This is a genomic window from Pontibacillus sp. HN14, assembly GCF_021129245.1.
Lineage (GTDB): Bacteria > Bacillota > Bacilli > Bacillales > BH030062 > Pontibacillus.
In genome coordinates this window covers 340,090-366,649 of the sequence record NZ_JAJOLR010000002.1, presented here as the reverse complement: position 1 = coordinate 366,649, position 26,560 = coordinate 340,090, and the positions used below count along the sequence as shown (strand labels likewise).

Sequence of the window (26,560 nt, the reverse complement as noted above, 5' to 3'; positions counted from 1 at the left end):
TCCCTAAATTTGCTCATAGATTTTTGCAGTTGGAATCTATACACTAGAGGGAAAGAAAACACTAGAATAAATCATAGATTGGATTTGAATAGCAATGCGTAACAAAAAGATTCTATCCATCTCTTTTATCCGGATGTTTGCCATGCTCTGTGTTGTCCTTGTCCACGTATCCGGGACCTACTACAGCACGCTACCGGCCGGTGGAGATGCTTTTCAGAAATACCATTTCCTTAATCGAATTGTACGTATTGAAGCGAGCTTATTTATCTTCATGACAGGCCTTGTCTTTTTCTACCGCTATTATGCACAGGAAATGACAAAGTCCTTACTAAAACGCTTCTATAAAAAACGTGTCACCTATATCCTTGTCCCTTACCTCGTATGGGCTGTATTTTACGAAGGTTATGCTGTCTTTACAGGATTCCGATCGTTCGAACCTGCCGAGGCCATCATTCGCATATTAGAAGGGGACTCCTATTACCAGCTTCATTTTATCTTTCTTATCGTCCAATTTTATCTGATCCTCCCTCTCATCGTGTGGGGATCCCAGAAGCTAGATTGGTTTAGAAAGTATATGTGGGTGTTTGGAATTGTGCTTGATCTAGCGTTCTTTATGCTACGAATTAGCGTCGATTGGGTAACCTACCCTGTATTCTTAAGCATGATTGGACCATTCCTTCTCGGAGGTTGGGTCGGGATCCATTACTCACAGGAGAAAGAGCGTTCAACAAGTAAATGGACGTTCCCGCTTGGGGCACTTGCTCTAATCGTTGGTGCCATTGCGGTACGCGTCCACTATCATTTATATATTGCGAACACATGGTACGTCTCGCCGTGGCTTGAGAAGTTACCGAACTTCTTTTATATGATGGTTGGTGCCTACATTGTCTTCCGCATAGCCGAACGTCTAAGCGAACGATTATCACAACGGAAGCTCCGTTTCGTTGAACATGTTGCGAGTTACTCATTTGGATTTTATTTAATTCATCCCTTTGTTCTGAAGGAAGTCGCCAGATGGGTCCCCGTCCACTCCAACTACCTGTTCCACGTGGACGTGGTGCTCCGCTATACCCTAACGGTTGCTTTCTGTTACTTGATCATTCGCGCTTTCCATCAATTTGTTCCATTTGCGCAAATTGTATTCGGGAAACTACCCCCTCTTCAAAAGAAGTCAAAAGACGAAAACATGAGTTCAACATCCGTTTCATCCTAACACTAGAGTCCGTCAAAATTGGCGGGCTCTTTTATATACCTTTCGTTTTAACCTAATACAACCATTTCCAGTTGCTGAGCAACTTACAGTTCGATATAGTAGATACGTCCAATTCAAGGAAAAATCGTAAATGCCTAGAATTATATAGTAGAATAGACCAAAAAAGGGAAGTGAGTACATATGACTATAAAGAAAGCCATCATACCAGCGGCCGGACTAGGAACCCGTTTCCTGCCAGCCACCAAGGCGATGCCAAAAGAAATGCTTCCGATTGTAGATAAACCAACGATCCAGTACATAGTTGAAGAAGCGATTGCGTCAGGGATTGAAGACATTATTATTGTAACCGGTAAAGGAAAACGAGCGATTGAGGACCACTTCGATCACGCTGTGGAGCTTGAAGATAACCTGATGAACAAAGGCAAACTTGACCTCTTAGAAGAAGTGAAGCAATCCTCTAAAGTAGAAATTCACTACATTCGACAAAAAGAACCAAAAGGACTCGGACATGCCATTTGGTGCGCACGTAAGTTTATTGGAGATGAACCATTTGCTGTGCTGCTCGGGGATGATATTGTTCGCTCCGAAACACCATGCTTAAAGCAGATGATCGATCAATATGAACAAACTCGTTCCTCCATTGTCGGTGTGCAATCCGTACCAGATGACGAAACGCACCGATACGGCATTATTGATCCAGATGGACAGAATCCTCATAACCTTCATCACGTGCGCCAGTTTGTAGAGAAACCTTCTCCTGGAGAAGCTCCATCGAACCTGGCCATTATGGGTCGTTACATTCTGACACCTGAGATTATGCGCTTTTTAGAAAAGCAAGAACTTGGCGCTGGAAACGAAATTCAGCTAACCGATGCGATTCAAAACCTCAATCAAATTCACCGCGTCTTTGCTTATGAATTTGAAGGTCGCCGCTATGATGTCGGTGAGAAATTAGGCTTTATTAAGACGACCATTGAACTTGCCCTAGAACGGGAAGAGCTTCAACCCGAACTATTAACATTTATGGAAGAACTTATTCATAACAGAAGTGTAAAATCTTAAATAAGTCTTTCACACTATCCCCGGAACCTCCGGGGATATTATTATAACTGCCTCCCCCAAATGAAGGATTTAAAAACTCCCGCCTCCCTCAGGCATGATTCATCCGTTCTTTGGGTAACATTCATTAATAACAGTAGATTTCATACTTCTTTTTCGACCAAAAAACAGATAAGAGGTGATGCTATGGAGAGAATTGCCGTCCTTCTCCCCTGCTATAATGAAGAACAAACCATCGGAAAAGTGATTGATGATTTCAAAAAAGAACTTCCCCACGCGTCCATCTATGTGTACGATAACAATTCCTCAGACCGGACATCAGAAGTTGCCTCCTCTCACGGCGCAATCGTTCGTAAAGAATGGAGGCAAGGAAAAGGGAACGTCGTCCGTTCTATGTTCCGGGAGATCGAAGCTGACATCTACGTAATGTCAGACGGAGACGACACCTACCCACCTGAATATGTACACGATCTTATTCAACCTATCCGAGACAAAGAAGCCAACATGACGATCGGGGACCGCCTTAGTAATGGTACATATTATAGCGAGAATAAAAGGCAGTTCCACGGGTTTGGGAACCAACTTGTTAAAGGATTAATTAATCGCTTATATAAAAGCAATATCACAGATATCATGACAGGTTACCGTGCCTTCGATCAATTATTCGTGAAATCCATGCCCGTCATGAGTTCTGGATTTGCGATTGAAACAGAAATGAGCATTCATTCCTTAGATAAGAAATTCTTAATTAAAGAAGTACCGATTGATTACCGCGACCGCCCTGAAGGAAGCGAATCTAAGCTGAACACCTTCTCTGACGGGATAAAAGTTTTGCGCATGATCTTTACGTTATTTAAAGAGTACAAGCCTTTCATCTTTTTTTCTCTATGGTCACTTCTAGCTGTTCTTTTAGGCTTAGCCGTCGGGATTCCTGTTATTACTGAATTTATCAATACCGGTTTTGTATCAAAGGTCCCCTCAGCCATCCTTGCCACAGGATTGATGATTCTCGGAGTCCTCACATTTGCCTGTGGTCTCATACTAGATGTCATGACAGCTACTTACAGAAAACAATACGAACTCGAACTGAACCACCTTTATGACCGAATAAGGAGGACCAAACATGAGCAAGACTAATGCTCTGTTGAAATGGACCGGCGCTGCAGCAGCGAGCGGAATTGCGACTGTAGCCCTCATTTCCTTCTACGAGCCCTTATACTCTCTTACATTCAAAATCGGATTCTTTCTATTTATTCTTTTGACCCTTCTTTTCTATCAAAAGCTCGGGCGTACAAAACGTTTTCCCATCACGTTGCAAAAAGCGAACAGGAAGTGGACGTTACCATTTGTATTATTGTTTCCGATGATTCTTATGGCTAGCTCCGCTGCTGATCAATCTCATATTGAAACAAACATAATGGTGGGCGTCATCTATCTTCTGGCTTACGGAACATACGTCTTCCTAACATTATCCCTGATGGAATATATAGCAGGAATCGATCCAAAAGGAAGAACGTCCCGGTTTAGCTTACTCTTCTATATCGGAATTCCTTTTGCGGCTTGGATGTTGTACTTTATCGCTTTCTTCCCTGCCACCATGACCCCTGACTCTTTATCCCAATGGGGACAAGCTCACTCTTTCGAATGGAGCAATTGGCACCCCCTCGTACATACTTGGGTCATGACCGTCCTTGTTCAAATCTGGGATTCACCTGGTGTCATGTCCCTCTTTCAAATTGCGGTCTTATCCGTCGTGTGGGGTTCAGGGATGAAAGCCATCGAAAAACGGGGCGTCTCGTATATCGGGCTTACTCTGTTCACCATTATCGTAGCCGCCTGGCCGGTACTCGGCATTTATTCGATTAGCTTATGGAAAGACGTGCTCTACAGCACAGTGCTGTTCCTTTTCTCTATATTAATGTTCAAAATCGTCTTCTCAAAAGGAACCTGGTTACACCGAAAACGGAATCTTTTTCTCTTATTCTTAACTTCCCTGGCCGTTGCGTTCTTCCGTCATAACGGTTTTCCTGTCTTTCTGTTCATGGGAGTCGTGCTTCTGATCGTCTTCCGAAAAGAATGGAAGCCGCTTCTTCTTAATTTCCTGGCAGTCGTAGGGATCTACCTGATAGTAACTGGACCGATCTTCTCAAGCTTAGATGTCCGTTCAACAGAAACAAAAGAAGCCGTCGGAATCCCAACTCAGCAGATAGCAAATATAGTCATCAACGGAGACCTGACAGCAGAGCAAGAAGATTACGTAGCAAGCATTATGCCACTTGAGGATTGGGAAAAATTCTATCATCCTTACAAAGTAGATCCTATTAAATTCTCTGGTTATTTCAACGATACAGTGATTGGGGATGACATAGGAAAGTTCTTAAGTATGTGGGCAGGTATGGTGATCAGGAATCCGGGCTTAGCGATTGAAGCCTACTTACGCGAAGCTTCAATCGTATGGCAAATGCACGAACCGGAACCTCCTGGCTACACATCAAACTTCGTTACTTACATTTATAAGAACAACGATTACGGACTAGTGAACAAAACCATTGCACCAGACCTTAAAACGGAAATGAAAGAGTACTTGGACAATAGCGAAACCTATTTTCTCACCACCATCTGGAGGCCTGCGAGTTACTTTCTCGCCATTCTATTCCTGACCTATACCGCCTTTATCAAGTACGGAAGGCGCGGAACCGTCTGGCTTATCGCCCTCCCCGTTCTTTTAAGCGTCGGCTCAGTTGCTGCCACACTCCCGGCTCAAGATTTTCGTTACTTGTTCTCAAACGTACCACTAGCTCTTTTTCTAATGGTCATGGTGTGGATTCCGCGAGAGGAGAAAACTGAAATACATGAATAGATTCAAACAATCCATACAAGAAAACCTAACAGGTATCCTTTTAATGACCCTTGCCGCCTTCCTGACATCTCTAGGACAAATGTTCTGGAAACTGTCAGGCGCAGGGATCAACGCGTCGCTCATAGGAGGGTTCCTCTTTTACTTCCTTGGCGCGGTACTCATGATTGTTTCCTTTCGCTTTGGAAGCCTGTCCGTACTTCATCCCCTACTGAGCTTAGGCTATGTGTTCGCTCTTTTCCTGGGTGTCTTTCTCGTAGGTGAAACAATTGAGCCCGTTCACATTCTCGGGGTAATCCTTATTATTGGCGGGGTTGTACTCATTGGGGGTGGCGATCATTAAACTGTTACTCATCTTATTTATGACATTCTTCGGATCCCTCGGTGGCTTCTTCTTCAAGAAAGCGAGCGATCATCCATTTGGAATCAATAAGCCCTTTATATTGAAGCTCGGTACCGGGGGCGCCTTTTACTTAGCAGGCGCTATTTTGAACATCTACCTACTTACCCTTCTGCCTTATACTGTGGTTTATCCGATCACTTCTGTCACTTATATTTGGACGATGATTCTGTCTAGTATGTTTTTAAATGAAACGATTACGGTTAAGAAGGGGATTGGGATTTTGCTTATTTCAGGGGGATCGGTGTTGTTGGTGGTTTAATGCGCAGTCGAGGGCTTCTGGACGTCGGAGCGGGGGTTCTCGACGTGCGGGAGCTTTTTCTCGACGTCGGCGGGGGATTTCTCGATGTGCGGGAGCGTTTTCTCGACGTCGGAGTAGGCTTTCTCGATGTGCGGGAGCTTTTTCTCGACGTACGGGAGCGTTTTCTCGACGTCGGAATGAGCTTTCTCGACGTACGGGAGCGTTTTCTCGACGTCGGAATGAGCTTTCTCGACGTACGGGAGCGTTTTCTCGACGTCGGAATGAGCTTTCTCGACGTACGGGAGCGTTTTCTCGACGTCGGAGCAGGATTTCTCGGCGTGCGGGAGCGTTTTCTCGACGTCGCAGTGGGCTTTCTCGACGTGCGGGGGCTTTTTCTCGACGTCGGAATGAGCTTTCTCGACATACGGGAGCGTTTTCTCGATGTTAGTAGAGTCAACAAGGAAAAATCTATCGTTCTTAGCCTCGAATCCACTTTTCCATATCATCTGGTCGATGATATTTTCGTCCCTTTGTCGACCCCTCATAAGATAACCTCATTCTCTTTAACAATTTTGATACTAATTGCTGTGACTCGGGATAAGGTAATAGTAGCTGTTCGCAGCATTTTCGATTTGTTAAAGCAGAGTTGAATAATAAAAAATAGTCAACGATAGCTTGTCGATGCGCGGTGGAAGAACGTTTTTGGCAGAATGGGCATTCCCATAACCTATTAATTCTCATCATTGAATATTGTTGGCATTGAGGACATTGAATCCCTTTAAGAATTTCCTCGTGAGCGATGGAGTAAGCGGAGGTAATATTAGAGTGAAAAGGGGTATGTTCTTGATTCAGTAGTCGAGAAAGAGTGGTTAAGTCGTAAGACCTGCGATTCTCATATTCAGTGTGTAGCGCTTTAATTTGTTCGAGGGTTTCCTCCAGGTGAGTAACTCTTACAGAGGTATTTCTAATATCCAAGCGAGAGGTTGCATTTGAAATAGCTACTATTGGAACTATAGGGTAGGAATAAATTTTGTGAAAATGAAGCCAGTTTTCAAATTTAGATTGTTGAGCCTTAACCTGTGCCAGCGGACTAGGCAAACGCTCTTCTCTTCCATTTACTAATCGAGTAAACTGCCCACCATCTCCATTAAGAGAAAGGGTTCCTGCAATATTTTTAACTTCTATGAGGAAAGCAACTTGCGGAGTTAATACGAGGGTATCTATTTGAAAGGAACTTCCAAATACACGTAATCGAAGATCATGGAAGATGAAGTATTTTCTAAAAGGGAGCGTTTTAAGTTCATAATCAAGTGCCTGTTCTCCTCTATAACCAGCCCATCTTTTACTTAATGAACCTTCTAAAATACTTCGTTTACCATGACGGTCTGGCAAACGGCGCAATAATGCTTCCTCTTGTAGTAGAACAGGAGGAAGTTTTCTTTCTTTCATATTCACTGATTTCACCTCTTTTTTATTTTAATCCTTCTTTGTTTTCTTTTCAGTTACAGAGATATCCTGCAAAATAATCAAATCATTTTCTAGAAAGACCTTTATCTTTTTTGTCTTGGATTTTTCTAGACGTCAACCCATCCTTTCTCGTCGTGCTCGGCACCTTTCTAGACACCCCTCCTCTCTTTCTCGCCGTGCTCAGCTTCTTTCTAGACATCCGCTCCTTCTTTCTCGCCATGACCCTCTTCTTTCTAGACATCCGTGCTCTCTTTCTCGCCATGCTCCTCTTCTTTCTAGACATCCGCTCCTTCTTTCTCGCCATGACCCTCTTCTTTCTAGACATTCGTTCTCTCTTTCTCGCCGTGCTCAACTTCATTCTAGACATCCCAGCTCCCTTTCTCGCCGTGCCCGCCCCTCTTTCCCTAGACCCCAATCCCAAAGCGAGCCCTTAACACATGTACATCCCCCAAAACCAATCCCTTGCAAATAATTAACAGAATATTCATACTTGACCATATACATATCACACAAAAGGAAGTGTTCAAGCATGACCAGTTCAACTCAGACGTTGAAACAAGAAATCATTCATTCAGAAACACTATATGACTTACAATTTGTCGGAGATCCGCAAATCTCGCCGGACGGGAATAAGATTGCTTATGTGACGACAAGTATTAATGATAAGAAGAAATATGATTCTCATTTATTTGTGTACGACCGGGAAACGAAAGAAATCAATCAGTGGACTCATGGGGAGTCTCGTAATCATTCTCCGAGATGGTCAGCTGATGGGGAAGCGATTGCGTTTATTTCGAATCGTTCTGGTAAGAATCAGCTTTACGTCATGCCAGCAGGTGGCGGTGAGGCGTACCAGGCGACGAAGTTGAAAACCGGGGCGGCCAATCCGGTCTGGCACCCGAGCGAGGACAAGCTTCTTTTCCAGACGTCGCTTGAAGAGGGTGAAGACCTTCATGCTAAAGAAGAAGAGGACAAGGACGAAGAATTGAAGCCTTATATTGTGGACCAGCTTCACTATAAAGCCGATGGCAAAGGCCTTCTTGATCAGAAGCGTTCCCATATCGCTCTTTATGATCTGCAAACAGAAAGAATCGAACAGCTGACTTCTGGCCCTTATGACCACTCTGATCCAAGCTGGTCACCAGATGGTTCGACAATCGCTTACGTGCGTCCTCAAGATGATCAGCCGGGAAGCTATATGCTCTCAGACCTTTACATTCAGAAGCTTGGGCAGCAGCCTTACCGCCTAAATGAAAAAAGCGGCGGGTTCGGTAAGCCAGTCTTCTCACCAGATGGGAAGTCGCTCTCTTACTTCGGTCACCATTATGAATACGATGGTGCGACGCTAACGAAAGTATGGGTGACTGATCTTAACCAGAATACGACAACCTGTCTTACAGAATCCGTTGACCTGGAGTGTAGTGATGTTTTAATTAGCGACCTGCACTGGGGTAATCCAACTCCAGGCGCGGTATGGACTGAAGATGGGAAAGGCGTCTATTTCCAGGCGAGTGAACACGGCAATACGGGAATTTACCACGCTACTCTAGCTGGTGAGGTGACTCAGGTGATTGGCGGAGATCGTCATATTTACGGCTTCTCCTATCATCGAGCTACAAATGAAGCGGTCTTCGGGATCAGTGATCCGACTCATATCGGAGACTTATTTGCGGTTTCCTTAGAAGACAAACAGGAAACACAACTCACTCATAGCAACGCTTCATTTGAGGAGCAGCACGAAATTGTCGCTCCGGAACAGTTCACCTACCAGAGTAAAGACGGACTAGAAGTTGAAGGATGGCTCATTAAGCCTGTCCATTTTGACCCGACGAAGACGTATCCACTTGTCCTTGAGATCCATGGCGGGCCTCATATGATGTACGGAAATTCCTTTATGCATGAATTTCAATTATTGGCATCACTTGGATATGCCGTCCTTTATACAAACCCTCGCGGGAGCCAAGGGTATGGTCAAACATTTGTCGATGCGTGTCGCGGAGACTATGGTGGTGGCGACTATGAAGACGTGATGGCGGGAGTGGATGCAGCGCTTCAGAATTTCTCATTCCTTGATGAAGATCAGCTTTTCGTTACAGGTGGAAGTTATGGTGGGTTTATGACGAACTGGATCGTTGGCAAGACCAACCGCTTCAAAGCAGCCGTTACCCAGCGCTCTATTTCAAACTGGCATAGCTTTTACGGTGTAAGTGATATCGGTCACTTCTTTACAAAATGGGAGATTGGCAACCATTTCACAGAAGATCCTGAGAAGCTATGGAACCATTCACCGATTAAGTACGTCGATCAGATTGAAACGCCCCTTTTAATTATTCATAGCGAAAACGACTACCGTTGCCCGATCGAACAAGGAGAGCAGCTATTTGTCGCTTTGAAAAATCAAAACAAAACCACCCGTTTTGTACGCTTCCCAGAATCGGATCATAACCTGTCTCGCACAGGCTTACCGAATCTGAGAGTCGAGCGTCTGAATCAAATAACTAATTGGTTCAAAGAGTATAAGTAATTTTACCAAAAGCCATCCTTCCTCCAAAAGGATGGCTTTTCCCTTTGTGGGACTACCAATTATTGAATGTTTTTACAGTTAAGGATAAACTGATAGTAATAGAATTAGGAACGAAAGGGGTATGACTTATTCGAAAAATAGTAGGTACCGGAATCCTTGCAACGATTCTTATGCTTTTATTTCAACTGCCGACGAATGTATCAGCAGCAGAAAGTGATTGGGCACACAAGGACGATGTCGATTTAGGAAAGACTTGGACAATTACATTTAACACCTCTATCCAAGACACTCACGAAAATAAGAATGCCGTTTATGTAACAGATGGAGAAGGAAATCTATTAGAAAATGAAATTGTGATTGAGGGCAAGAAAGTCAACGTCTCCGCCCCAGACAATCAATACGCACCAGCTACCACTTACACATTACATATCACAGAAGGACTTACTTCTACCTCAGGCGTTCCAACAGAGAAAGCCATAACGATGGAATTCACTACAGAAAACAGCCAATTTGAGCCTGGAAGTTGGACAAGAGACCTTCAATACAACGGTGCGATCCTAAAAATTCAAAACGTAACCGACCAGTCGTTTGACTTTTATTTAAATGCGGTATCAGGAGCTAACGCTGGTACGATTAAGAGAAGCGCAACCATCCAGGGAGATAAAGCGACATTTTCAGACGATCAAGGATGTACCTTAACCTTTAAACCATCAGAGGATAAGATCACCGTAAATCAATCCAATGAATGTTCAATGTACGGAGGCATGGGGGTCATGTTCTCAGGTGACTACACGGCTAAAGACACATCCGATAAAACACCTCGATTTGTCGAACTTGGTCTCTTTTCAGAATCAGAGAATAACACTTTCCAGTCCCTTGTCGGTGACCATTACAATCTTTTCACGGAGAGCTTCCAAATGACTTCAGAGTTAAATATAGAAGATGATTTTGGAGGAAAAGCTTACAGCGGCTTCGTTCGCGGTCTTGCTAATACAATGACCGGAATCGTTGTAAATGGAGACAATGGAGAGATCTATGCCGCGACGTTAGGGAGTGTGGACTCTAGCAATGCTGACAGCCAGTTTGGCCTTCTCTACTATACAACAGACGAAGATTTTGAGGGTCAGCTGCCACAGACGATCTTAAAGTGGAAAAATAACCTGGCCAATGACCAAGATGTCTATTATAGGAGTCAGCCCGATTCGGCTACTTATTTTGACGATGAATTTGCCGAAAAAATTCGTACAGGAAAAGTGAAAGGAATGCCATTTGAGATCGGCGATTCCATCCAGGAGCCACGCGACCTTTTCGGTTCCACAGCTAATGATGAAGTAGGATACAAAGGGACAAGTCTATTATTCTATGACAACTTAGGCTTTGGGTATGGTCATGACTTGGAGAGAGACAACATCCGCGTCTTGATTAAAGCTTTTGAAAACCAAAACTATGGGGCCGACGATGTAACGAACGCTCTAGGAGAACCATCATCTGAAGGATACTCGCAATTAGATCATGTGTACTTTTTGAGATATGATTTTAACGGGCCACAACATGACTACAAATTCTTTATCTACCTTGATAAAGAAACTCGTGACGGTTCTGTAGCGGAAATGAATTTAGTCCAAAAATATTAAGATCAAATAGCGGTATAGTCACAAGGCTGTACCGCTATTTAGATCAGTTAAGATAGGAGCAAAGACATGCGCACTCTTATTAAAATCTCTCTATTAGTAAGTATCTTAATGGTGATAACGCTCCTCCCTACCTCATCAAAAGCTGAAGAGAAAAAATGGGAAGAAGCAAACCATGTAGCCATAGACAAAACGTGGACCATTCAATTCAACACACGTGTCGAATCAAATAGTACGAATCATTCGAAAGTCTATGTAACCGGACCAGATGGTTCACGGCTAGACAACAACATTGTGATAGAGGGGAAAACAATTACAATCGATGCGCCTCAAGGCAACTACAAACCAGAGTCTACCTACACGATCCAAATAAACGAAGGAATCACATCAACATCAGGTGTAGCGTCTACCCAATCTCACACAATGAATTTTACTACTAAGAAAGCTACTCCTTACATAAACAACACCTTCAAAACCCAGCTAGAAAACAAAACACTTAAAGGAATGAAGGCCGGCCTTGGAACATCCAAAGAAGACGTCATCGAAAAAGAAGGAACGGACTACACGTCTCGCGATGCTGGTGAAAGAACAATTCTTTCTTACTCGTCAGAAATAGAAGAAGATTATTCCTACACCCTTCAAAATAATAAGGTTATAGGCGCTTCTTTGAATGTAGAGGAAGAGAAAATCCATGCAACGGACCTGGAGGAATTATTAGGGGCTGCAGATGGGGAGAACACGTTTGATTTAGGAGGACACTATACACTCACTTACCTCCTCCCATCCAATCATCTATTAGTCGCAGTCTTCCAAACTTCCGAACGATCTTCTACCATTCAATACTTATTTATTATGGAATAAGCAAAGCCCAGCATCTAACTGATTAGGTGCTGGGCCTTTTCATGATGTCCCATGGCTAGAACCTTACGAACAACAAGCAACCACCTGATCCATTTCCTCTTCATCCACCCAGATCTCATCTCCCCTGATTTCAAAATCGATATCCGCTTCCTCGAGGCGTTCAAGCTGATTATCTGTTTTATCAGTCCAATAGGTATACGTCACTTTTTGATTACACGCTGTAAGAGTGAGGAGTAGCGCACATCCAGTAAGAGCTATTTTCTTCAAACAAAACCATCCCCCTTTCTTATTAAGATTAATCGTACCATAAAATCCCATTAAAAAAGGACGAGATCTCAATGATCTCGCCTCCTATTTTCTTGATCAAACGTTTGATCAAGAAGGGATTATGCCCCTACAGAATTCGTTCCGACGTTGACAATCCCTTGACTTTGCAACTTCTGTGCATCTTCTTCCGTTGCGGCACGGTAGCCTTTTTCTAACAGTTCTTTTATAAAGATTTTGTTATACACAAAGGAGAAAATTATCCCTGGGATCCATGCCCCTAAACCAAATGTAAACGCACCTGCCACGGCAGCGAGAACAAACATGATTACCGCCCATTTCAGGTCCCCACGAATTAAAGCCGGAATGAATCCAAAGAAGAACGTTGTCCAGCTGAACCCCACTTTGACTTCTTTCACCACACCGGCTTCATTTTTTAACATGACATGCACGCCTACCGCCTCCTATATAGGAAAATAAATACCCCTTATTATATGGAGGCTCGCTCTCCTATATGACTCTATAAAAAAACCAGACCCCACCGTTTCAGCAGGTTCTGGTTTCAACCAATTATGCGGCTTCTCCTTGTTCTCTTTCCAATTCATCCATATGCATAAGCCTCTGGATTGGTTTGGTCAGAATGAGGAGAAGAATTCCAAGGCCAATCGCAAAAATACCAAGGTAGGCATAGATCTCTAAGTAACCAGATTTGGTTGTCCATGAAGCCACAACACCAGCTAGTTTGTTAGCAGCTGCGTTACTCAAGAACCATACACCCATCAGGGCAGAAGCGAACTTGGCAGGAGACATTTTCGTTACCATTGATAGACCGATCGGAGATAAACAAAGCTCTCCTAGCGTATTAAGAAGATACGTTACAACCATAAAGGCAGCACTTGCTTTCATGGTGATATCTGCCTCATCGCTACCTGTCATCATCACAGCTGGCACAAGAACCATAAATCCGAGCCCAAGAAGCATGAGTCCGAAGGCCATCTTGGTCGGCACACTAAAGTCTCCTCGCTTCGTCTTCGCCATTTTAAGCCAAAATGCGGACACAACTGGCGCAAGCAGCAGGATAAACAATGGGTTCAGAGATTGGAACCAAGCGACCGGGACTTCGTAACCAAACAAGGTTCGATCAATAAAGTCACGTGTATAAAGGGTAAAGGATGCCCCTGCTTGCTCAAATCCAACCCAGAACATCACTACAAACACCGCTAAAATGAAGATAACGATCGTACGATGCTTTTCCACCTTTGTTAAAGGCTTTTTCTTATCTCCTTCCCCGCTTGTAGTGGTTTGGATTTTGTATTTCTTCGTTCCCACATCGCCAAGGTACTTCTTCGCAAGAGCGTTAAATAGAACCTGGCCAATAATCATACCAATAGAAGACGCTAAGAAAGCGAATTTAAAACCAAAATGCTCTACTCCATTAACGGTAGAATAGAAGAAATCTTCATACAACAAGCCAGCAACAATAGGCGCGAAGAAACCTCCAAGGTTAATTCCCATATAAAAGATTGTAAACGCCGAATCTTTTCGCTTATCGTTCTTCTCATACAATTCCCCTAGCAAGGTGGAAATGTTCGGCTTGAAGAACCCGTTCCCAATAATGAGTAAGCCCAGTCCCAGGTACAGTCCCCACTTCTCTTGTACTAAGAATAAAGAGAAGTCACCAAGAGCCATAATGATGCCTCCAAGCGTAACCCCGGTTCTAAGACTCATCAGCTTATCCGTAATCCACCCGCCAATCATCGGGCTTAAATAAACCAAACCAATATAATTTCCGTATAAAAGGAGTGCCTGGCTATCACTCATACCCAGGCCTCCGCTAATCAATTCAGCAGTTAAGTATAAAACTAGAAATGAACGTATTCCATAATAACTGTAACGTTCCCACATCTCTGTAATAAAGAGTAGGAATAATCCAGGTGGGTGTTTCCCTTTTCCTTGTTTCGGTGGGTTGTCTAAGGTGGTTTGCACAATATTCCCTCCATGTCGAACTTTGTCAGTTGTTAGAATATTAAACAATTATAAAGTAAAATTGACAGAAATAAAGGACAAAGGGAAAAGTCTTTATTTTAGAATGATTAGGAATTTTAGAAAATATAACCACAAAAAACTCCACAAGACCTTGCAACATACAAATTGCGTCTTGTGGAGTATTCCAGCCTATTACATCGTATTTACAATCAACCCAATATGTGTGAAGTAGTTCATAACCCCAAATCCGATAAAAATAATCCCAGCTATTCGCCATAACAGAAACATCGCTCGATCCAAACTATGATTCCGCTTCTCTTTCATTAAAAATGGGAACATTGCCGCTCCGAGGCCTGTAATCGCATAGAGGGCTGAGATAAAGGTTGCTTCTACCATTGGATATTCCGCAAATGCACCAGAGATCGGCTCTTGTGGCGGTGCCGCAAATAACTGATAGGTCACACCCGCAATCCCGATCGCAATTAACGCGTAGCCCATAGCCGCACCAAAGTAAGACATCGGCTTAAATAAATGAGGCATATCAGAGAGAAGACGCTCTGAAATAACCCGGGGATCCTTCAAATCTAACCCTTCCATGCGATACTGGCTTGACTTTCGCCATAACAAAACAGCAACACCTAACAACAATACCCCAAACGCAAGACTCGGTTCCCCGAAGATAATATCGTCAAAAGGGAAGCCAATTTCAGCCAGAGGCCAGGTTAATGTCATATGAGCACCCGTTAACGTCAAAATAAACCCAAGCACCCCAAATCCCATTGACCATCCCTCAAGCTCACGTACTTTCCCTCTCCGAAGACTCGTCAACAACTTCAAGATCAGCAAAATTCCGACTCCCGTTGCGATACACATGATCGTATTGTACACCTGTGTCGATGCCCAATTAATCGTCATGGACTCCCTCCTCGCTAGTAGATCATTCGAACTACAGACTTTCTTCCCTTCCAACATTACCCTAAACTTCTTTCGGGTCACGAAGGAGGCGTTTATGTTTATTGAGAGCTAGGGAGGTCGGGAGATTGCTCGCTTTCCTCGGGATAGAATCGTGGCTAGTGGACATCCCCCCTCCATCTTCCTACAGTGGCAAATTTCCGTTCCCACTATATATGGCAAAGGTGGTTCGGGAAATTGCGAGACTCCTGCGGCAGAAGGAGCCTAGGGGAGACCCCACAGAGAGCGAAGCGAACGAGGAGGCTCCCCAGCTCGCCGCGGAAAGCGAGTGATTTCCCGAACCACCTTTCGCTCTGACTAACGCTAACGGAAACATTCTCTCAAACGTACAATAAAAAAAAGACATATCCAGGGAAATATACCTAAACATGCCTTAAAAACAAGCTGAGACAGAAAGGAATGTCCCTTGATCAAACGTTTGATCAATAGACTATCCCCCCTGTCTCAACCTCGCTGCAATCTCTTCCATAAAGATAAAGAAGATCGTTCGCGTCTTTTCAAACGGAAGCAATTCATCGCTTTGATTAAATTTGGATAAATGAAAAACGTAGTCAGCTAATGAGTGCTGCGTGTTCACATACTCCTCAAGGATCAGCATAATTTCAGCATTTTTCTCCTTCGTCTTCTGAAACAGTGTTTCAAATGATGAGAACTTCCCAGTTACCGATAGAACGATCAGCAACGTATCCTCATCCACCATCTGCTCCGCGTAATCCTCACTATGAGTGACTTTAATCTTTTTATCGGACACAATATCAAGCTTGTAGGCAAAATACTCCGCACTTATAAAAGAAGGACCTAATCCGTAGATGATAATTTTATTAAATTTATGATAGATCGAAACAAAATCATCAACAATTTGCTTATCAAAATTCTCAAGGAAAAGCATCAATCGCTCGATTTCTTCCGTCCTCTTCTCACTTTCCCACTCCACCTGCTGGCCGCTAAAATAAAGCTTGTACTGCTTAAAATTACTAAACCCAAGCTTCCGAACAAGCGTAGACACCTTAGAAGGCGAAACCTCACAAATCTCAGCCGCTTCAATAATCTTCAACCGATCATTCTCCGCCACAAGCCCAGACACCTTCCCGTGCACTTCCTTCTCAAGCTTCGTCAACTTATCCGTATCCAACCTCAACATCACAACTCCCCCTTTCCTTCCTTTATATATAAAAATCATTTTTATTAAGAATTACCACACAAAATCTCTCTATGCAAGAGAACGCGCACCCTAAAACAGGTGCACGATGTTTTAATCTCTTTCATATTTTTATCTCTTTGACATTTTACCAATGGGCCGTTTGGACTCTGTTCGGTCAGGGGGGGGCTGAGGAACTGCGAGACTCCTACGGGAAGAAGAGGTCGACGAGACCCCACAGTGAGCGAAGCGAGCGAGGAGGCTCGACAGCTCGCCCGTGGAAAGCGAGTAGTTCCTCAGCCACCCCCAGCTCTCATACCGCAACGGCCATTAGCAAATTTAATTAAATATCGAATAGATGAGCTTGTTCACCTCATCCGTATGAGGCCGAATCTCCTTCACCACTTCCTCGTTCACCTTCTTATAGAACGCATGGTTCTCCTCATCAGGCGTGAACGTCGTTTCCGTCCGAACAAGATCCTCCGTAGCTGAATGAAAATCTTCATACAACCCAAGATAACGAACCGTACAGATTGCAGCTCCGAGGCAGGCGCTGCTGCTTCCCACGCGGCGGCGGGTCGGCAAGCCAAATACATCAGCGAGGATTTGCATCATCACATCGCTCTTAGAGCCACCACCGATGACAACAAGTTCCTCGAGCTCTATCCCAATCTCCCTCACCATGTCATCAATATTGTTCTTCATATTAAAAGCAATCGCTTCTAAGATTGAACGATAGATATGATAACGAGTATGGCGCTGGTCAAACCCGATCATCATACCTTTCCGATAAGGTCTGTCAGGAGAAGCAAGCCAGTCCAGGATTGTGAAGAGCCCTTCGCTTCCAGGAGGAATCTCCTCGGCTTTTTCGTTTAAGAAAGCTTCTTCAGAAAGGCCGCGTTTCTTTGCTTCCGTTGTAAGCTCTTCTCCGATCAGGCGTTTGAACCAACTTACTGTCCATAATCCTCTGCGAATCCCGTTTGATTCATAAGCATATTTAAACGGAATCGAAGCGAAGGTTGGAAAGAAGTTCTCAGCGTTTTCAACGTATTCATCACGAACTAACATCGAGGAAATAAACGTTCCAAGAGAGATCATGATGGATCGATTTTGGTCAATTCCTGATCCAAGCGCTTCAACCGCCTTATCATTTGCCGTCGCGACAACAGGGACCCCCTCGCTTAGACCGAAGTCCTTCGCGAGTTCTCCCCGAATCGTACCTAACGCATCACCTGGCTTGACTAGATTGAATAACATTTCTCTACTCAGGCCGTCTGCTTTAATATCTTCATCGTCTTCAGACCAGTCTAACGTATGGCGATCAACAGGCCAGAACACCTCACAGTTGGCAGCCGTATCGTTATACTCACCCGTTAACCGTAAACCAAGATAGCCTGAGGTTGTCGTTACATACTGAACCTCGTCGTCTTTATGCTCATACGGCTTCGACATTCGACCATCCATCCAGCTGATAACCGGGTGAGCCAGGTTGCCGTGTTCGTCTAACAGAACACGGCAACACCGGATGGTACAAAGTCCGATGCCTACAATGGCTTTTCGGTCCCCGTCAAAATTGGCGAGGCAATCTTGCACAGCTTCATATAAGCTATCCCATAAATCATCGTCTGGGTGGACGACCACGTCTGGTTCAGGAGAGAGTGTTTCTTTAAGAGCGCATGAACCGTAAGCTTTTTCGTTCCCCTTTGTATCGAAAATCACGACTTTTGTACTTTGGGATCCGCTGTCGATCCCCATAATATACTGTGCGCTCATCGTCATTACCCTCTGATATACTTCTTCACTTCATTGTCTTGAGGGAAGATCGTACCGTGGTTCATGATGCCATTTGGATCAAAGGCTTCTTTTAACTTCTCTAGCATGTAGTAAGCAGAACCATGTTCTTCTTTCGTCCACTCTGAACGATACTTTCCAATGCCGTGGTGGTGACACATGGATCCACCTAGCTTAAGCGTTTCTTCAATAATTATTTGGTGAATCGGGTGGTGGTACACCATCAATTCGTCTTCTGGATCACAGTTAATCTCATAATTGTAAACAAAGTACATGTTCGTCCCATTCAGATAGCTATGAGAAGAGTGACCTCCAAGCATCGTTAGATCTTCTGCGCGGTCAAATTCATTTCGTACACGTGCTATAACATTGTTATAAATCTTAATTACATTTTCCCAATCCGCAGAAATTTCTGTTGTGAAACCATCATGCGTATTATGCTTTACCATTTCCTCAATCTCTGCATCAATTCTGCTCTGATCCCAGTTTAAATTGTTAAACCAGTCTTCGATTAAAGAAGAGTCCACTCTCTTCGTAATACCAGAGCGGAATTTCTCAACCGCTTCATCAATCGCTTCACTTGTTGCCTTTACAATGCCTTTCGCACCTTCAGCCATGAAGATCAGCACACATTTTCCTTCATAGAAATGACCAAAGTGGTTTCTTGCATCTTCTTCTGAATAACAGCGAGCAACAGATGGACGGTATCCATTTACCATTACTTCTCTTAAAATACTAATGCCCGTTTCCATATCTTCGATTAAATAGCCGTGGAATTCATTGTTTTCTGGCGTGTATTTGAAGATTTTTACCGTTACTTCTGTAATGTAGCAAAGGGCTCCTTCGTTACCAAGCGCGATATGACGAATGTCCGGTCCACCAGATCTTCTTGGTACATTTTTAATCTTCGAAATGTTCCCTTCCGGAAAGACGCATTCTAAACCAACAAGCATATCTTCCATAGCTCCGTAAAGCGTCGAGAACTGACCAATACTTCTTGTCGCTACAAGTCCGCCAAGCTGCGCTACTGGTTTTGATTGAGGCGAGTGACCTGTTGTATAACCGATCTTACGCAGTTCATCTTCAAGCGTTTGAAGTTTCACACCAGACTGAACCGTCGCCTGCATGTTGTATGGATCAATGTTAATAATTTTGTTCATCGTAGACCCATCAATAACAACTGTTTTCTCTTTCCAGTTCTCAAGTCCACCTTCTGTACCTGTCTTCCCGCTTCTCGGAATCACGTTAATCTGATGTTCATTACAGTACACCAGGAGTGATTTTACCTCTTCAGGTGAATGGGGATAAACAATCGCAAGTGGCTTAGGTACATCTAGAACATTTTTCGACTTTGCATATTTCTTATATCGATCAGCGGAAGCATCATATAACGCTTCGTCGTCTGTTACTATTTGGTCCTCAGATAATAAATCTTTTAATTCTTCTACGGTTTGGTTTTTTGTCATTGTCATACACTCTTCTCCTTTATATGAATCTAGTATTTTTTATCGAACTAAGTATCCACCATCAACATTCAGAAGCGTCCCGTTTACATAGTTGGAAGCATCTGATGCGAGGAAGACAATAGCGCCCATTAAATCCACAACATTTCCCCATCGGTTCGCGGGGATATGATCAAGTACTCTTTTGTTCTTCTCCTCATCCGCTCCGGTTGCTTTTGTAACATCCGTTGCGAAATAACCTGGAGCAATGCCATTCACCTGAATATTGTATTGAGCTAACTCATCGCAATACGCCTTCGTAAATCCGGCTAATCCGTGCTTTGTAGCCGCATAAGCCGGTGACCATTGACCCCCAAGGTAAGAAAATAACGAACACGTATTGATGATCTTACCGCTTTGCTGTGGAATCATATGTTTTGAGACTTCATGAGCCAGATCAAATGGAGCAGTCAGATTCACTGAAACCATTTTGTCCCACTGAAGCCGGGTAAAATTCGTCACATCCGGTTCATTTAAACCGATTCCTGCATTATTAAGCAGGATATCAATGCGACCGTATACCCGGAGACACTCGTCAACGATTCGCTTACAAGCTCCGTCCTCTGTCAGATCAGCCATCATTAAGTGATAGCGAACGCCTTCTGCTTCGATTAGCTGTTTCGTTTCTTCATCTTCTACCATGCTCACGACGAAGATGTCCGCCCCAGCTTTAGCGAGCGCAAGAGCAAACCCTTGCCCTAATCCGGAATTGCCACCCGTGACCAGCGCGACTTTACCCTGTAATTGAAAGAAATTCATATTAAAATCCGTGATCTTTGTCTGTTCGGCGCTCATCCTTTTATCCCGCCATTCCTTTTTTGTTAATTTCTGAGTACATTGTAAAACGATTTTCTGTTAAAAATCAACTGATTTTAAGAGAAATTTCTTTTTTAATGTGTTTTATTCCATTCAAAAGAGAAATTTCTCTTAAACTGATAGTTGAATGAAAACGGTTAGAGTTGGATTTCTCGACGTTCGTTCTCTTTTCTGGACGTCATTAATAATTTTCTCGTCATCATTAGCCAGATTCTCGACATCTGCATGGTCTTTTTCGCCGTCCCAAGCCATTTTCTAGACGTTCTCTCCCACTTTCTCGACGTCAATTCCGGTTTTCTTGACGTCACCTGCTTCTTTCTCGACGTGACTCTCTCTTTTCTCGTCGTCATCGCCCACTTTCTCGACGTGGCTATCGCTTTTCCTGACGTCCCCGCTCCCTTTCTCGACGTCTCACACACCCATCACATAAAAAAGAGGCTCCCCAAACGGGAAACCTCTCCAAAAAAACTCTATTCCACTGTCTCAAGCGCCGCTTCTCTCAACCGTTCAGCAAATGCATCAGCCGCGATCGCTTTTGTTCCGCCGCCCTGAACAAAATTCGGCTTGCCGCCGCCTTTAGCTTCAATAAGAGGCATTACTTTCTCGGCTGCTTCTTTCATATTTCCACTGCAATTTGCTCCTTGAGCTAACACATACTGTAGCTGGTCCTTCTGTTCGCTCACAAGCACTACAATCCCTGAAGGCGTCTGTTCTACAATTTTCTTCCCAAGGTCTTGAAGGGTCTTGATCGTACGGTTCTCATAAACACGTTCTATAACCGGAACACCAGCAGCTTCACCTGCAGTTGATGCAAGATCGCGCGCTTCATATTCTAATAGTTGAGCCATTTGTTCGGCTAGCTGCTTATCTTTTTGCTTACTTTCCTTAATAAATGAGGAAACCTCTTGTTCCAAAGCTTCTTCAGGTCGCTTCATAAGGCCCTTAATACCGTTCAGCACCTTATGCTTGTTGCCTAATTGCTCAAGCACGCGGTTTCCACACACAAACTCGAGGCGAACTATCTTTTTCTGACGACTCCAGCCAAGGAGTTTGATCATCTGCACTTCGCCCGTGGATCTTGGATGGGTTCCGCCACAACCGTTATAATCCACATCAGGAATTACAACAAGACGAACGGCTTCATCGACAGCGAGTTTCTTACGAAGGGGGTACTGATTTGACTCATCCACCGTCATCCATTTAGTTTCAATTGGACGATTGTCACGGATCACCTCGTTCACCCGTTCTTCCGCTTTCTCAAGCGTCTCTTCCGTTAGGTCCGTAGCATCTAAATCGATGGATACGATTTCTGCACCCAAGTGGAAACTAAGCGTGGCCATGCCGAACTCATCTTGCATGATCGCAGATAAGATGTGCTGACCTGAATGTTGTTGCATATGATCAAAGCGCCTCGCCCAATCCACAACACCGTTCACTGTACTAGCATCTAGTGGTTCAGCTACATAATGGCGCACTTCTCCATCCACTTCTTCGACATTATCGACACGAATCTCATTCAGAGTTCCCTCATCAAAAGGTTGCCCCCCGCCTGTCGGATAAAAGGCCGTTTCTTCTAACACGACATAGTCACGACCCTCTTCATCCTTATCGTTTTTAACCACTTGCGTATCGAAAGACGTTTGGTACGCATCGTTATAAAATAATTTCTTCGTCATTCCTTATGCCTCCCATGCTGATGTATCGCGCTATTTATTAGATCGGAAGGTGTAACTCGGCTTTGGTTCCTGTTCCCTTCTCCGATTCAAATCGAATGTCCCCGTGGTGAGCCTTTACGATCTCAAAACAAATCGGAAGCCCCATCCCGAGACCATGTTCCTTAGACGTGTAAAAAAGAGTTCCTAGGTTCGCAACCTGGTCAGGCGACATCCCTTCCCCCTCATCTTCGATCGTCACAACCATTTCCCCGGTCGTCCGATCAGAGGTTAAGCGTACGGTAATATTCCCGCCATCTTCCATCGCCTCTGAAGCATTCTTGATAAAATTGATCAGCACTTGCTTGATCTTAGATTCATCCAAACTCACGATGAGATCCTGAGCTTCTGATTGGAATCCTATGGAAATCCCCTGGGATCTCAAACTACTCTTCATTAAATCGATGGTGTCGCTAATCAATCGATGAAGGTTACAAGGGCCAGGCTGAATGGCTGTCGGTTTACCAAGGAGCACGAACTGATTGACAAGCGTCTTCATCCGCTCTAATTCTGTTGAAATGACAGCCAGGTATTGTTCTTGATGTTGGCCTTCCTTCAGAAGCTCTGTTAAGCCGATAATAGAAGTCAGAGGGTTACGGATTTCATGAGCCAGTCCAGCACTGAACTTTCCGAGCGTCGACAGCTTCTCAGATTGAATCAGCTGCTTTTGAAGATCATAATAGTTCGTCATGTCCCTGAGTTGCGCAAAAGTACCAATAATATTATCCCCATCGAATAGAGGTAAAACATCAAGCTGGCAAATCCTTTTCTTTCGCTCATCATCCATATAAATCGTGACTTCCTCATTCTCAACTTTCGCTCCTGTTTTGAGAACCTGGTCAATATACGGTTTTATATAGTAGGTTTGCTCCCCTTGATCAAAACGCTCTTTCGTTTCGTAATCCATGATCTCCTCCAAGGAAGCATTGTACCTGGTTATGTATCCTTCCTTATCCGTCATCAAGACACCAAGAGGCGTTGTATCAATCATAATCCTGTTTAAGATCTCGAGCTCATTGTTCTTCTCCATGAGTCTAAGCTCACGCTCAATTGAATCTACCGTGGAAGATAAAAGCCCAAGATGAAAATGACTCGCATAGTCAACAAGGGTCATAATGGAAACCGTTCCTGTTAGATGTCCATCCCCCGAATAACTAAACGGCGCTGAGTAGCAAGCAATACCATGCAGCGCATCATAGTAGTGGTCGTCTCCAACCAACGCAACTGGTGTACCATGATAGAGTGAAAGACTAATGGAATTGGTACCCGCACGTTTCTCATCAAAGCGTACGCCGTTATGGATTCCGAACGTATTAACCATCTCCATAATACTCGGATCCCCGAATTGATCAATGAGATAGCCTTCCTCATCCGTCGTTGCAATTAAGATCGGTGCGCCATTCATGTAGTAGATCACTTTCTCCATAAAGTGATGAATGATCGGCAGCGAGACTTCTAGTTTCTTTCTGCTTCGCTCGATCTCTTCTTCTGTTAATTCGACTTGCAAGCTTGGCACACTGTTTGGATCCAGCCGGTAATTCTCCTTACACCTTTTCTTCGATTGCTCTATATATGTACGAAAATCGGTCATCCTCAACCCCCTCACCTCATATAGTTTCCTTATTTACCACTGTATCACACAAAGTGCTTCAATAAGAAAATCGAGCAAGAATTTTGCTTTAGAAGTTTATTTTATCAAAATATGTAAAAAAAGAATCTTTTTAGTAATTCTTTATTACCATTTATATCCTAACGTGTTATAATGCCATTAGAACTATATTCGACAAGTCAGACATCTTACCAACCTAGCCATTGGGGAGATTAACTATGGAATTTCGACATTATATAAATGAACACACGCCAACGGAAGAATTAAAAACGACCATTACGGATTTACGATCAACGATGATTGAAACAGGACTCACTTATGGACTTAATGACGATCGAACAATTGAGCTTAGTCAGAAGTTAGACCAGTATATTACGGAAATCCAAAAACGAAATGGGAATTCTCTTATGTAAAGCCTGAAGCTGAATGCTTCGGGCTTTTTTAGTATATAGCGCATACCATTCCCCCTTTTAACGCCTCTTTCTACCAATCATGCCCCCTTATTCTATATCTAAAAAATATACACGTTTCCTTCCCATTACCAAATCTCTCCCTTGAGGGATTATAAGACTATCCCCCCTCTTAACATAGGCATGACCAAATACCTAACCGATAAAGTATACGATAATAATATATTAAAATATTTAAAATGCATTGCTATGTTAAAAATTACATGTTTAAATACATGTAATACTAAAAATTGGTATTATAAAAATGTTACCAACGAGGGATGGTGGTTATTGTGAGGCGGTTGTTAAAAGATTTAAATAAAGAAGATCAAATTTCTAGCGACGTCGTTGTTAATGATAAATTAATATTAAAAAAAGGCACTCAATTGAGTCCTCACCTTCTGGAAAGACTAAAAAAATGGGGAGTCCTAGAAGTTGAAGTTAGTTCAAAAGTCCCTCACCCCTATCAAAATAAGGGGGCCGCAGATTCAACCCATCCCTATTATGAAAAATTATTCTATGAAAGCTTAGCTCAGGTTTATTCGGAAGAACGATACGGGCTATCCTTACATAAGGAAGAAATGATTCATTGGGTTAAAGAGTTGTTTATTACTATTATGAATGAGTCCTCAGCCACTCAACTGCTTTTAGACTTAAAGGAGAAAGATCCTTATTCGTATTTTCATTCATTTGACGTCTTCGTAATTAGTACCTTGTTTAGCAATTACTTAGGATCGGAGAATACATATGACTTAGCCAAATCATCCTTGTTTCATGATTTGGGCAAATTAGAAGTGCCGGATTCGATCTTGTTAAAGGAGCAAAAGCTTACATTTAAAGAGTACGAAACAATTCAAGAGCATACATTAAACGGAGAAAGATTGTTAAAGGGTCTGGATGAATCTATATTAGCTCAAGCTATGGCCCGTACTCACCACGAAAGACTAGATGGTTCAGGTTACCCCGACGGATTGACAGAAAAAGATCTCTTGCCAAGCAGTAAACTTTTGAGCATCGTTGATGTATATTCAGCTTTAACGTTGGACCGAGTCTATCGCTCAGCTAAACCATCGATTGAGGCAATGGAGATTTTACTAGAATCACCTAAACAATTTGATTACGAGCTAGTATATCGTTACATGAACATGATGAAAATTTATCCTTTAAACACCACGGTGTTAACCTCGACAAACGAAATAGCTCAAGTTACTTATATCTCTGATCAACAACCTGTAACACCGATTATTCAACTAGAGAAGAACAAAGAATATAAACAGATTCCTCACGACCTTTCTTTAACCATCAAAGAATTTGTCGGATGGAAAGAAGACTATGTGAAAGAAAGAGAAAAATCCAACTGGGATTTATACATGAATAGCTTATTATCCGCTGATAAAAGACAAGCAGAACTACAGCTAAACAAGATCATCGATAATATGAGAATTGAAGACATCTTCACAGAAGTATTTGCTACATCCATGAAACAAATCGGAGACATGTATGAATCGGGAGAGGTAACCATTGCAGAGGAACATGTAGCCACTTATATGACCAAGGAATTAATGAAAATGTTCTCAAAAGACGATCAATTGGAAAAATCCAAGTCTGGGAAAATTCTTTTAACGACCGTTGGAGATGAAAAACACAGTTTACCTTTGGAACTATTCTCCGAGACATTAGAACTGAACGGATGGGAAACCTATCATTTTCATCCTTCCATCCCTATAGAACCACTAACAGAATTCGTCAAAGCCAACCATATATCCTTCGTTGGTTTTTCTGTAATCATGGCAAAGAACATCCCACATGTGGAATCTGCTATTCAATATATAAAACAAAAGCTACCATCAATAAAAATCCTAGTAGGCGGCCCTCATATCCAACACATTTCCCCTAGTATGGTTGATGGTTTTGCCGAAAGTGCTACAGAAGGTTTACGTATAATGAATAATCTCAGATTCGAGATTCCAACGAATGCTTAAGACTCAAAGGCCTTACAATACTTTAGGTCCAATAAAAGAGCAGAAGCCCCTCCAAAAAGGAGAGTCTTCTGCTCTTTTAATGAAAA

At 43.2% G+C, this 26,560-nt stretch carries 25 protein-coding genes; 11 read left to right on the top strand and 14 right to left on the bottom strand.

Annotated features, from left to right (window positions below; genetic code table 11):
* The first annotated feature begins 94 nt into the window (after window positions 1–94).
* The 6 genes from LQ226_RS10930 to LQ226_RS10905 all read left to right on the top strand — a co-directional run bounded on the left by LQ226_RS10930 (window position 95) and on the right by LQ226_RS10905 (window position 5,791).
* Complete coding sequence (locus LQ226_RS10930) at window positions 95–1,213, top strand: acyltransferase (RefSeq protein WP_231417931.1); 1,119 nt, start codon at window positions 95–97, stop codon at window positions 1,211–1,213.
* Window positions 1,214–1,393: 180 nt separating this feature from the next.
* A complete protein-coding gene (galU, locus tag LQ226_RS10925) occupies window positions 1,394–2,275 on the top strand; it encodes a UTP--glucose-1-phosphate uridylyltransferase GalU (RefSeq protein WP_231417930.1) in 882 nt (293 codons plus the stop codon).
* 183 nt (window positions 2,276–2,458) lie between these two features.
* Complete coding sequence (locus tag LQ226_RS10920; protein WP_231417929.1) at window positions 2,459–3,409, top strand: glycosyltransferase family 2 protein; 951 nt, start codon at window positions 2,459–2,461, stop codon at window positions 3,407–3,409.
* A complete protein-coding gene (locus tag LQ226_RS10915; protein WP_231417928.1) occupies window positions 3,396–5,132 on the top strand; it encodes a DUF6020 family protein in 1,737 nt (578 codons plus the stop codon). Before LQ226_RS10920 ends, LQ226_RS10915 begins: the two co-directional genes overlap by 14 nt.
* Window positions 5,125–5,472 carry an EamA family transporter gene (locus LQ226_RS10910; protein WP_231417927.1) on the top strand — a complete coding sequence of 116 codons (348 nt, stop codon included), beginning with the start codon at window positions 5,125–5,127 and terminating at the stop codon, window positions 5,470–5,472. The genes LQ226_RS10915 and LQ226_RS10910 overlap by 8 nt, the downstream gene beginning before the upstream one ends.
* The gene (locus LQ226_RS10905; RefSeq protein WP_231417926.1) at window positions 5,459–5,791 is read left to right on the top strand and encodes an EamA family transporter; all 333 of its coding nucleotides are present in this window, start codon (window positions 5,459–5,461) and stop codon (window positions 5,789–5,791) included. Before LQ226_RS10910 ends, LQ226_RS10905 begins: the two co-directional genes overlap by 14 nt.
* Here the strand turns inward: LQ226_RS10905 and LQ226_RS10900 are convergent.
* The 3 genes from LQ226_RS10900 to LQ226_RS10890 form a co-directional block, all read right to left on the bottom strand.
* Window positions 5,788–6,315, bottom strand: a complete 528-nt coding sequence (locus LQ226_RS10900; protein ID WP_231417925.1) for a hypothetical protein — start codon at window positions 6,313–6,315, stop codon at window positions 5,788–5,790. The genes LQ226_RS10905 and LQ226_RS10900 overlap by 4 nt on opposite strands.
* Window positions 6,248–7,219 carry a nuclease-related domain-containing protein gene (locus LQ226_RS10895; RefSeq protein ID WP_231417924.1) on the bottom strand — a complete coding sequence of 324 codons (972 nt, stop codon included), beginning with the start codon at window positions 7,217–7,219 and terminating at the stop codon, window positions 6,248–6,250. Before LQ226_RS10895 ends, LQ226_RS10900 begins: the two co-directional genes overlap by 68 nt.
* 82 nt (window positions 7,220–7,301) lie before the next feature.
* Window positions 7,302–7,604 carry a hypothetical protein gene (locus tag LQ226_RS10890; RefSeq protein ID WP_231417923.1) on the bottom strand — a complete coding sequence of 101 codons (303 nt, stop codon included), beginning with the start codon at window positions 7,602–7,604 and terminating at the stop codon, window positions 7,302–7,304.
* A 162-nt stretch (window positions 7,605–7,766) separates the two neighbouring features.
* On the opposite strand from LQ226_RS10890, the gene LQ226_RS10885 reads away from it, so the two are divergent.
* The 3 genes from LQ226_RS10885 (at window position 7,767) to LQ226_RS10875 (ending at window position 12,253) form a co-directional block, all read left to right on the top strand.
* Window positions 7,767–9,761: a S9 family peptidase gene (locus tag LQ226_RS10885; RefSeq protein ID WP_231417922.1), complete on the top strand. Its 1,995-nt coding sequence runs from the start codon at window positions 7,767–7,769 to the stop codon at window positions 9,759–9,761.
* Between the two features lie 170 nt (window positions 9,762–9,931).
* The gene (locus tag LQ226_RS10880) at window positions 9,932–11,395 is read left to right on the top strand and encodes an Ig-like domain-containing domain (protein WP_231417921.1); all 1,464 of its coding nucleotides are present in this window, start codon (window positions 9,932–9,934) and stop codon (window positions 11,393–11,395) included.
* Between the two features lie 66 nt (window positions 11,396–11,461).
* Window positions 11,462–12,253, top strand: a complete 792-nt coding sequence (locus LQ226_RS10875; protein ID WP_231417920.1) for an Ig-like domain-containing domain — start codon at window positions 11,462–11,464, stop codon at window positions 12,251–12,253.
* Window positions 12,254–12,316: 63 nt separating this feature from the next.
* On the opposite strand, the gene LQ226_RS10870 is transcribed toward LQ226_RS10875, so the two are convergent.
* The 11 genes from LQ226_RS10870 to LQ226_RS10820 form a co-directional block, all read right to left on the bottom strand.
* A complete protein-coding gene (locus LQ226_RS10870) occupies window positions 12,317–12,592 on the bottom strand; it encodes a hypothetical protein (RefSeq protein WP_231417919.1) in 276 nt (91 codons plus the stop codon).
* A 47-nt stretch (window positions 12,593–12,639) separates the two neighbouring features.
* On the bottom strand, window positions 12,640–12,960 hold the full coding sequence (locus LQ226_RS10865) for a DUF2628 domain-containing protein (RefSeq protein WP_231417981.1): 321 nt from the start codon (window positions 12,958–12,960) through the stop codon (window positions 12,640–12,642).
* Between the two features lie 127 nt (window positions 12,961–13,087).
* Window positions 13,088–14,503 carry a peptide MFS transporter gene (locus LQ226_RS10860; protein ID WP_231417918.1) on the bottom strand — a complete coding sequence of 472 codons (1,416 nt, stop codon included), beginning with the start codon at window positions 14,501–14,503 and terminating at the stop codon, window positions 13,088–13,090.
* Between the two features lie 192 nt (window positions 14,504–14,695).
* Window positions 14,696–15,418 (bottom strand): DUF981 family protein, encoded by a 723-nt coding sequence (locus LQ226_RS10855; protein ID WP_231417917.1) that lies wholly within the window; start codon window positions 15,416–15,418, stop codon window positions 14,696–14,698.
* A 487-nt stretch (window positions 15,419–15,905) separates the two neighbouring features.
* Window positions 15,906–16,616, bottom strand: a complete 711-nt coding sequence (locus LQ226_RS10850; protein WP_231417916.1) for a MurR/RpiR family transcriptional regulator — start codon at window positions 16,614–16,616, stop codon at window positions 15,906–15,908.
* Window positions 16,617–16,952: 336 nt separating this feature from the next.
* Window positions 16,953–18,386, bottom strand: a complete 1,434-nt coding sequence (locus LQ226_RS10845) for an FGGY-family carbohydrate kinase (RefSeq protein ID WP_231417915.1) — start codon at window positions 18,384–18,386, stop codon at window positions 16,953–16,955.
* 5 nt (window positions 18,387–18,391) lie between these two features.
* Window positions 18,392–19,876 (bottom strand): FAD-binding oxidoreductase, encoded by a 1,485-nt coding sequence (locus LQ226_RS10840; RefSeq protein ID WP_231417914.1) that lies wholly within the window; start codon window positions 19,874–19,876, stop codon window positions 18,392–18,394.
* A gap of 33 nt (window positions 19,877–19,909) precedes the next feature.
* On the bottom strand, window positions 19,910–20,701 hold the full coding sequence (locus LQ226_RS10835; protein WP_231417913.1) for an SDR family oxidoreductase: 792 nt from the start codon (window positions 20,699–20,701) through the stop codon (window positions 19,910–19,912).
* A gap of 132 nt (window positions 20,702–20,833) precedes the next feature.
* Window positions 20,834–20,974, bottom strand: a complete 141-nt coding sequence (locus LQ226_RS10830) for a hypothetical protein (RefSeq protein WP_231417912.1) — start codon at window positions 20,972–20,974, stop codon at window positions 20,834–20,836.
* A 218-nt stretch (window positions 20,975–21,192) separates the two neighbouring features.
* On the bottom strand, window positions 21,193–22,398 hold the full coding sequence (locus LQ226_RS10825; RefSeq protein ID WP_231417911.1) for an alanyl-tRNA editing protein: 1,206 nt from the start codon (window positions 22,396–22,398) through the stop codon (window positions 21,193–21,195).
* A gap of 37 nt (window positions 22,399–22,435) precedes the next feature.
* Complete coding sequence (locus LQ226_RS10820) at window positions 22,436–24,025, bottom strand: ATP-binding protein (RefSeq protein WP_231417910.1); 1,590 nt, start codon at window positions 24,023–24,025, stop codon at window positions 22,436–22,438.
* 236 nt (window positions 24,026–24,261) lie between these two features.
* On the opposite strand from LQ226_RS10820, the gene LQ226_RS10815 reads away from it, so the two are divergent.
* Entirely contained in the window at window positions 24,262–24,456 is a 195-nt protein-coding gene (locus LQ226_RS10815; RefSeq protein WP_231417909.1) for an aspartyl-phosphate phosphatase Spo0E family protein, read from the top strand.
* A 329-nt stretch (window positions 24,457–24,785) separates the two neighbouring features.
* Window positions 24,786–26,474, top strand: coding sequence for an HD domain-containing phosphohydrolase (locus LQ226_RS10810; protein ID WP_231417908.1), 1,689 nt, complete (start codon window positions 24,786–24,788; stop codon window positions 26,472–26,474).
* Window positions 26,475–26,560: the final 86 nt, after the last annotated feature.